The 269-nt window shown below is 68.0% G+C and carries 1 protein-coding gene; it reads left to right on the top strand.

The features are described from left to right. Positions 1 to 269 (top strand): homocysteine S-methyltransferase family protein (locus FLQ44_RS22635; RefSeq protein ID WP_206209116.1); only part of this gene is annotated, 269 nt, incomplete at both ends.

Below are 269 nucleotides of genomic sequence, written 5' to 3'. Positions count from 1 at the left end.
ATGATCTCCGGCACGATCACCGACCGCAGCGGGCGCACGCTGTCGGGCCAGACCGCGGAAGCCTTCTGGTACTCGCTGTCGCACTCGCGCCCGCATGCGATCGGGCTGAACTGCGCGCTGGGCGCCAAGGACCTGCGCGCACACGTGGACATCCTTGCGCAGATCGCGCCGACCCATGTCAGCGCCCATCCGAATGCCGGCCTGCCGAATGCCTTCGGCGGCTACGATGAAACACCGGAGGAAATGGCCGGCACCCTGCGCGAGTTCGC

Source organism: Vogesella mureinivorans, assembly GCF_007644035.1.
Classification (GTDB): domain Bacteria; phylum Pseudomonadota; class Gammaproteobacteria; order Burkholderiales; family Chromobacteriaceae; genus Vogesella; species Vogesella mureinivorans.
This window is presented reverse-complemented; position numbering and strand designations above follow the sequence as displayed.